Raw genomic sequence first — 6,434 nt, 5'->3', positions numbered from 1 at the left:
GCGGAGGAACGGGGCTGGCTGTGATCAGAGGCTGGCCAGCACCTCATCGGCCAGCCCGGCCGGGGTGAGCCGGTCCGAGCGCAGCAGGAGCGTGCCACCGGGCTGGCGGGCCGCGGCCGCCACGATCTCATCCACGCCGGTCATGCCGGCCTCGCGGGCAAACTGGTCCCATTCCTGGCCGGGCTCCGGCATGCGGGCGTTGAGCCGCTCCCGGAGCACGCCGGCGTCCGCATCCAGGAAGACGTGCCGGACCTCCTCGCCCGCGGCGGCCAGGCCGCCGAGGATCTCGGCCCGGTAGGCGTCGCGGATCAGCGACATCGGGACGATGAGCGTGTCCGCGTGGTGCCTGCGCAGCGACAGCGCCGTCGCGATGACCAGTTCCCGCCAGCTCGGCAGGTGCTGGAAATCGCCGTTGGGCGGCATCCATTTCCACAGCATGAGGCCGACGTCCTCCGGGTCATAGACGACCGCGTCCGGGAGCCGCCGGTGCAGTTCCGCCGCCAGCGTCGTCTTGCCCGCGCCGAATCCGCCGTTGATCCAGATGATCACCGGCCCAAGCTATCCGGCTCATCCCTGGGCCGCCTTGCACGGAGCAGGTTTATGGCACAGTTTCGACTGTGCCGTTGGATGATCTGCCGGACTGGTTGCCGGGTTGGTGTCTGGATCATCTGGGCGGCGAACCCGTCGGCGTGCTGTTCCGGCTGCAGCAGGTTTCGATGGTGTTCGGTCTCCGGCTGGCTGATGGCAGGGATGTCGTGGTGAAGGCCCGCGCCGATGACGGCCGGGCCGTGTCGTGTGTCGCAGCCCAGGCGCGGCTGGCCGAGCGCGGGTTTCCGTGTGCCCGGCCGCTCACGCCCGTGGCCGGTATCGGTTCGCTGGCTGTGCACGCCGAGGAGTTCCGGCCCGGCGGTGAGGTGTTGCACGGGGACTCGCCGGACGTGGCCGCGCGCTACGCGGAGGTGTTCGCCTGGCTTATGGCCGAGCTGGCCGGCGTGACCGCCGCGCCGCCGCTGCCGAATCCGCCCTGGGTGCGCTGGGACCACGCCGATTCCGGGATGTGGCCGGCGATCGACTTCCTCGATAACCGGGACCAGAGCGTCGTGCCCGCGCACGTCGTTGCGGCGGCAGAGCGGGCTCGGAGACGGCTACTGGCCGCCAACCTGCCGTGCGTGCTGGGCCACGCCGACTTCGAGGCGCAGAACATCCGGTGGCACCGCCGGGAGGTGGGAACGGTACACGACTGGGACAGCCTGGCGTGGCAACCGGAGGCGGCGCTGGCGGGAGCGGCGAGCGGGGCGTTCGCCAGCGCCGGGCCGCCCACGCTGGCACCGATCGAAAGCTCCGAGGCGTTCCTGGCGACTTATCAGGACGTTCGGGGGCGCTTGTTCACGGCCGTGGAGCAGGAGATCGCGTGGGCGGCCAGCGTGTGGATGGCTACATACAACGCCCGGGAGCAAGCACTGTTCGGCGCCCCCCAGCTGTCCGGCGATGCGCTCAGGACACAAGCAGCCGAACGCCTCCGCCGGGCTAATGCCTAGCGCGGGACCTGCCACCCTGAGCTGGAGCACGGGGTACCGGCATCCGCCGCTGCCGCGCGGCGCGCCACTAACGGCTGCGCTTGTGCGTTGTCCATACCCCCATGAGATTAAGCGATCACCGGCCAGGTGTGGACCGGCTCGTTGGTGTGCATGTGGTCGATGTAGCGCTCGGTCATCTGCCGCAGTGCATCCAGCCGGCCGACCCCGCCGCGTCCTGAGATCGCCTCGACCGTTGCGATCTGCCAGGCGGCGCCGGTCTGGCCGGTGATGCAGCGCTGCTCAATGAAGCCGAGCAGCCGGTCTGCGTGGACTGGGTTGACGCCCCAGCGGCTGAGGCCCTCGCGGGCCAGCGGCAGCAGGCGGCGCAGCACCAGTTCGGCCACCGGCACTTCGCCGAGCCCGGGCCAGTACAGGTGCGCGTCCAGGCCGCGGCGGGCCGCCTCGTGCAGGTTCTCGCCGGCGGTCGCGAACGCCATCTGGCTCCAGATCGGCCGCTGCGCCTCGGCGAGCGTGCGCACCAGCCCGTAGTAGAAGGCAGCGTTCGCTACCACGTCGGCGACGGACGGGCCGGCTGGCAGGACCCGGTTCTCCACCCTGAGGTGCGGCCTGCCCTCGACAACCGCGTAGATCGGCCGGTTCCACCGGTACACCGTTCCGTTGTGCAGGCTCATCTCGGCCAGTTGCGGGCAGGCGCCGCCATCGAGCACGGCGAGCGGGTCCTCGTCCTCGCAGATCGGCAGCAATGCGGGGAAGAACCGCAGGTTCTCCTCGAACAGGTCGAACACCGAGGTGATCCAGTGCTCGCCGAACCACACTCGAGGCCGCACGCCCTGTTCCTTCAGCTCGTCCGGCCGGGTGTCGGTGGCCTGCTCGAACAGCGTGATCCGGGTCTCGTGCCACAGTTGCCTGCCGAACAGGAACGGGGAGTTGGCGCCCAGCGCCACCTGAACGGCGGCGGCCGCCTGGGCGGCGTTCCAGTAGTTCGCGAAGCTCTCCGGGTTGACCTGCAGGTGAAGCTGAAGGCTCGTGCAGGCGGCCTCTGGGGTGATGCTGTCGGTGTGGGTGAGCAGTTTCTCTGCGCCGTCGATGGAGATCCGCATGTCCTCCCCGCGCGCGGCGAAGATCTGCTCGTTGAGCACACGGAACCGGTCGCTGGCTGTCAGCGTGCCCAGGTGCATGTCCTGTTTCCGCAGCGTCGGCAAGATGCCGACCATCATCACCCGGGTCCCGGTGCTGCGGGCCTTCTCGTCCCCGGCGTTGAGGTCGTCCCTGACGACTTGCTCTAGCTCGGCCAGCGCGTCTCCGGCCAACCGCCGGGGCGGCACGTTGATCTCCAGGTTGAACTGCCCGAGCTCAACGCCCCAGGCCGGGTCCGCGATCGCGTCCAGCACGTCGGTGTTGCGCATGGACGGCAGGGCCTGGGAGTCGACGAGGTTCAGCTCGATCTCCTGGCCCACCGACGCCGGATTGTCCTCGAACAGGTGGTCCCGCAGCATCCGGGCCAGCGCGTCCAGCGAGCGCCGTACCTTCTCCCGGTACACTCGCCGGTCCTCGCCGCTGAACTTGATCGCCTGAATCTCACGACCCATGAGGCCTCCCGCCCACCGCCCTTCTCTACACAGTCGCACGCTACGTGACCAGGCGCCAGCGTCTGCGGCTGGTTAGACCGGCTGGTCAGGTGGTGTGCAGGCGAGTGGTCTCGTCGCGGACCCACAGGCCGAGCAGGCCGCGCAGGTGCGCGATGAACTCGTCGTGCTCGCGGGCTGGGTAGGTGGAGCGCACGGTGTCGATCAGCAGCCGGTCGAAATCGGGCCCGGCCACCCAGTCGAGCACGATCTCGTCGATGCGCGGCAAGCTGGTCTGGCAGAAGTCCAGGTAGCGGTCTGTCTCGAAGTAGCTGTCGGCGAGCTTCCCGTAGGCGTCCAGCTTTTCCTGGTAAGTCATGTCCGGGTCATCGCCGACCTCGAAGAACATGTCTGTCTCCAGGTCGAGCTTGGGGCGCCGCTCGGTCACCAGGGCGAAGACGCACCACTTGACCAGCGCTTTGATCGCCCAGGGGAAGTAGTAGTGCAGGCTGGTCAGGGCCACGTCCGGGCAGGCGTTGGCATAGTCGATGGGATAGACCTCGGTGCCCTTGACCAGCGTCTCGCAGGAGTTGAGCTCCCACCGGAAGAAGCTGTTGACCAGCCGCCCGATCGTCACCACCTCAGACCCGACATCCGGTGAGAGGAAGTCGTGGTCGACCGCGTAGCGCAAGTGCATGGGCTGGTCCGGCTGGAAGCGCACGACCATCGTCTCGGCGCCGATCGACAGCGAGCGGGCGAAGACGTCGTAGTCGATGGCTTTCTGCAGGTGCATGAGCATCTCACCGCTCTGGTCGTAAGCGGCGTGCAGTTCGGCGGGGTTGCTGATCCGGGAGACGCCGCGCCAGGCACCGCCGTCAAACGGCTTCATGAACAGCGGATAGCCGATCCGTTCCGCGATGGCGTCCAGGTCGAAGGGCTGGTTGTAGCGGGCGGCGGTGTAGGCGTACCGTGCGTTGTCCACCGGGTTCTTGAAGGGGACCAGCACGGTCTCCGGCACCTTGAGGCCCAGCCGCATCATGGCGCAGTAGGCCGCGTGCTTCTCCATGGACTGGAAGGTGAACGGGCTGTTCAACAGGTATACGCCGTTCATCAGGGAGACCTTCTTCAGCCACTCCCTCGGGTGGTAGTACCAGTACCCGAGCCGGTCGATGACCAGGTTGTGGCGGGGCTGGTCGCGCAGGTTGAACGGCTCGATGGTGATCCGCTCGCAGTCGAAGGTATGCCGAGTGCCGCCGGTCCCCTCGACCGGTCCCAGCCGGCGCAGGATCTCCTCGAACGCCTTCGGCCAGTCCTCCTCGGTACCGAGCAGCAATCCGATCAGGTGCCTGGAAGCGGTCAACATGGACCTCCGTTCAGCAGAATCGTGGCAGGTGATGGGCAAGCTGGGCGCGCCAGGAGGGCCAGTCGTGGGGCACGTCGAAGCCCCACAGGTCGAGCTCGTGCCTGATGTCCTTGCTGGCAAGTAGCTCGGCGAACCGTCTGGTGCTGGACAGCGATCCAGTGGTGTCTTCCCACTGTCCCTGGCCGCACACCAGCAGCAGGGTGACCCGGGCGCGCAGCCAGTCGAGGTGGTCACCGTGCAGATTGCCCGCGTAGTCCAGCGGGCTGTTGAAGTACGCCTCGCTGCCGCGCTCGCCCCAGCCGTGCCAGGACGCGGGGTCGTAGTTGCCCGAGAAGCACATGGCCAGCGGGAAGAGGTCGGCCCGCTTGAGCGCGAAGTTGGCCGCGTGGAAGGCGCCCATGCTGCAGCCCAGGGTGGCCACCTCCACCTCGCCGCCGCAGTCCCGGTAGATCCACGGCACGACCTCGCTGAGTATCCACGACTCGTAGCGGCCGTGCTGGCGGGCGCGTTCTTCCACCGGGATGTTCTGGTTGGACCAGGAGGCGGCGTCGTAGCTGTCGACGCAGTAAAGCTTCAGCCGGCCCTCGTCGATCAGGTTCGACACGGCGCCGATCATGCCGTTGTTCTCGAAGTCCCAGGCTTTGCCCTGCTCGGACGGGAACGCCAGCACCGCACGTCCCCAGTGGCCGTACCGGATGACGGTGCCCGCCGCGCCGATGGCGTCCGACCACAGCTCGGTCACCTCCCGGCTCACCGGCTCACCCGCCCGAGCAGCTCGGTGAGGTAGGGATCGAACGCGTCGCGCCAGCCCGTGTAGTTATGCATGTCGGGTACTTCGTGCAGGGTCGCCGGGTAAGCCCTGCCGCGCATGGCCTTGACCATCAGGCGGTTGTTCTCGAGGTTCTCCTCGATCACGCCGCAGGTGAGGACCGCGGGCACGGGCCGGGGCGGCAGCCCGCCATCGTGGGTGTCGGTGACGAACCTGACGACCCGGCGGTAGTAGGGGAACCACCGTTCGTGAGAGTCGAAGCGCGGCAAGAAGAAGCTGCCGGACTGAAGGAACAGCGCGTCAAACGCGTCCGGGTAGCGGCAGTACGCGTGCAGCATCGCCAGCGCGCCGAGGCTAGTGCCCATCCCCACGCGACCGCTCGTCGCCACCCGGCCGGTGATCGCGGGCAGCACGGTCGTGCACAGCGCCCGGGTGTAGCGCATGCTGGCGGAATACCAGCGGTTCCTCGGCCCCGGGCTGAGCAGCGCGGCCCGCAGCCGCGGGAGCCAGTGCCCGGCGACCCCCGCGGACAGGTACCGGGTAAGGCTCGCCAGCGTGTCGTACTCCGGCCCGTCGTGCACCACGAGCAGCGGCAGCCGCTCGCCGGGCTGCGTGCCCTGCGGAGACCAGACCCGGACGGAGACCGCCGCGTCAAGCGCCTTGACCGGTACGTCGACAGCGGTAACGTTCCCTGGCTCGGCCGCGGTGCTCAGCCAGCCCGGTGGGGTGTAACCCGGGAACTCCAGGACGCTCTTCGGTCCGAACGCTCCCGCGACCTGCCGCGAGTTCCCGGGATCCAGCACAGTCTCCGTGCCGCCGCCGGCGTGCCGCAGTTCCAGCAGATACTCCATCCGGTTCACCGGCGGCCGATCGATGACCAGCTTCCATCCGTCGCCGCTGCGGTGGAAGCCGAGATGGTCGCCGGGGATCCGCACGTCCTGGATGAGCCGCACGCCCGCCAGTCGATGCTCAGGATCGGCCAGCAGGAAGGTCACCGCATGCTCACTCATCTGGCCGCTGGCCTCGGTAATCGGCGCCGACGTCGCGGCCAAGTTCCTGGCGCAACTGATCCTCCGCGCGATCCCACTCAGGGCCGAAGACCGCGGTCATGGCGGCTTTCACTGCGCTGGCGGCATCAGCCAGCCGGTCGGCTACTTGCCGTACCTCGGCCGGCGTCCGCACCGTGACCATGACATCAC

At 68.5% G+C, this 6,434-nt stretch carries 7 protein-coding genes; 1 reads left to right on the top strand and 6 read right to left on the bottom strand.

What is annotated here, in order from left to right:
* Window positions 1-24 precede the first annotated feature (24 nt).
* Entirely contained in the window at window positions 25-549 is a 525-nt protein-coding gene (locus WA805_RS09850) for an AAA family ATPase (protein ID WP_425242187.1), read from the bottom strand.
* A 68-nt stretch (window positions 550-617) separates the two neighbouring features.
* On the opposite strand from WA805_RS09850, the gene WA805_RS09845 reads away from it, so the two are divergent.
* The gene (locus tag WA805_RS09845; RefSeq protein ID WP_425242186.1) at window positions 618-1,538 is read left to right on the top strand and encodes a hypothetical protein; all 921 of its coding nucleotides are present in this window, start codon (window positions 618-620) and stop codon (window positions 1,536-1,538) included.
* A gap of 107 nt (window positions 1,539-1,645) precedes the next feature.
* Here the strand turns inward: WA805_RS09845 and WA805_RS09840 are convergent, their stop codons facing one another.
* From WA805_RS09840 to WA805_RS09820, 5 genes are all read right to left on the bottom strand, one after another.
* Window positions 1,646-3,127: a glutamate--cysteine ligase gene (locus WA805_RS09840; RefSeq protein ID WP_422285709.1), complete on the bottom strand. Its 1,482-nt coding sequence runs from the start codon at window positions 3,125-3,127 to the stop codon at window positions 1,646-1,648.
* A gap of 85 nt (window positions 3,128-3,212) precedes the next feature.
* On the bottom strand, window positions 3,213-4,466 hold the full coding sequence (locus WA805_RS09835) for an ATP-grasp domain-containing protein (protein WP_425242185.1): 1,254 nt from the start codon (window positions 4,464-4,466) through the stop codon (window positions 3,213-3,215).
* Window positions 4,467-4,476: 10 nt separating this feature from the next.
* Window positions 4,477-5,220, bottom strand: coding sequence for an esterase family protein (locus WA805_RS09830; protein WP_422285707.1), 744 nt, complete (start codon window positions 5,218-5,220; stop codon window positions 4,477-4,479).
* On the bottom strand, window positions 5,217-6,245 hold the full coding sequence (locus WA805_RS09825; protein WP_425242184.1) for an alpha/beta hydrolase: 1,029 nt from the start codon (window positions 6,243-6,245) through the stop codon (window positions 5,217-5,219). The genes WA805_RS09830 and WA805_RS09825 overlap by 4 nt, the downstream gene beginning before the upstream one ends.
* Window positions 6,238-6,434 (bottom strand): hypothetical protein (locus tag WA805_RS09820; protein ID WP_425242183.1); only part of this gene is annotated, 197 nt, incomplete at its 5' end. The genes WA805_RS09820 and WA805_RS09825, both read right to left, overlap by 8 nt.

Source organism: Trebonia sp. (assembly GCF_049794275.1).
In the GTDB taxonomy this organism is placed as follows: Bacteria; Actinomycetota; Actinomycetes; order Streptosporangiales; family Streptosporangiaceae; genus Trebonia.
Note: the sequence above shows the minus strand (reverse complement) of the source record. Positions and strands in the feature narration are given on the sequence as shown.

Bases quoted from the DNA above. Each gene is read 5' to 3' on its own strand.
- WA805_RS09825 (WP_425242184.1), bottom strand. From the start codon at position 6,245: ATGAGTGAGCATGCGGTGACCTTCCTGCTGGCCGATCCTGAGCATCGA.
- WA805_RS09835 (WP_425242185.1), bottom strand. From the start codon at position 4,466: ATGTTGACCGCTTCCAGGCACCTGATCGGATTGCTGCTCGGTACCGAG.
- WA805_RS09840 (WP_422285709.1), bottom strand. From the start codon at position 3,127: ATGGGTCGTGAGATTCAGGCGATCAAGTTCAGCGGCGAGGACCGGCGA.